This is a genomic window from Mesorhizobium sp. LEGMi-168a (assembly GCF_058312955.1).
The window spans coordinates 1-1,174 of sequence record NZ_JBZEGV010000126.1; the positions used below are offsets into that span (position 1 = coordinate 1).

2 protein-coding genes are annotated in these 1,174 nt (G+C 64.1%); both read left to right on the forward strand.

The features are described from left to right. Positions 1-890, forward strand: an 890-nt coding sequence (locus AC4FWB_RS34360; protein ID WP_491030641.1) for a UbiA family prenyltransferase, incomplete at its 5' end; no start/stop codon positions are given. Continuing rightward, positions 890-1,174: FAD-binding protein (locus tag AC4FWB_RS34365; RefSeq protein ID WP_491030643.1), on the forward strand; the 285-nt coding region annotated here is incomplete at its 3' end. The genes AC4FWB_RS34360 and AC4FWB_RS34365, both read left to right, overlap by 1 nt.

The following is a 1,174-nucleotide window of genomic DNA, read 5'->3' on the forward strand; positions in this document are numbered from 1 at the left end:
TTCCGCGCAGGAAGCCGACGCTTGCCGTTTATGTTCAAGCCTTGCGCCTGCATCAATGGCTGAAGAACCTGCTTCTCTTCACGCCGCTGATCGCCGCCTTGAGATTTACCGACACCGAGGCGCTTGTTGCGCTCCTGACCGGCTTCTTCGCCTTCAGCCTTTGCGCCTCGAGCGTCTATCTGCTCAACGATATCGTCGATATCGAGGACGACCGCCGCCATCCCGAGAAGCGCCGCCGGCCCTTTGCCTCCGGCCGCCTCCCGATCGGGCATGGGTTCGTGCTCATCCCGGCATTGCTGGCGGGATCGGCGGTGCTGAGCGCATTCCTGCCCTGGAAGTTCGGCGCCGTGCTGGCGGTCTATTACGCGGTGACGCTCGCCTATACGTTTTTCCTGAAGCGCCTGGAGGCGGTCGACGTCGTAACGCTCGCGCTGCTTTACACGACGAGAGTTTTTGCCGGCGGCGCGGCGGCAAGCATCCCGCTTTCCCAGTGGCTGCTCACCTTCTCCATCTTCATTTTCCTCAGCCTCGCATTCGCCAAACGGTGCGCCGAACTGATGCTGATGCAGGAGCACGGCAAAAAGGCGAGCCTGGGCCGGGGCTATCTGCTTGCCGACCTGCAGATGCTCAACAGCATGGGGGTGGGGGCGGGCTACGTCGCGGCTCTCGTGCTCGCGCTCTATCTCAGCACTCCTCAGGTTCTGGTTGCCTATGCGCACCCTGGCCTGCTTTGGGTTTTCGTGCCGCTTGTCATTTTTTGGGTGACGCGGATCTGGCTCAAGACCTGCCGCGGCGAGATGCGCAGCGACCCGCTGGTCTTCGCCGCGCGCGACCGTGTCAGCCTGGCGTTCGCCGTCCTGGGGAGCGCCGTCATCTGGCTGGCGATGTGATGGGACGGAATGGTCGATACCGGTCGTGGGGGCGGCCGCCGGCGCCGGGCACGCAAGACGCGATCCGCCTGCATTGGCGCGACGAACAACTCCCTGAAGACGGCGGTCCGTTCCTGTCCTACGGCAACGGGCGCAGCTACGGCGACAGCTGCCTGAACAGCGGCGGAACGCTTGTCGATCTCCGCGGCCTCGACCGCTTCATATCGTTCGACGCGGACACCGGCATCCTGCGATGCGAAGCGGGCGTTCTCCTGTCCGACGTCCTTGACCGTTTCGTCCCGAAG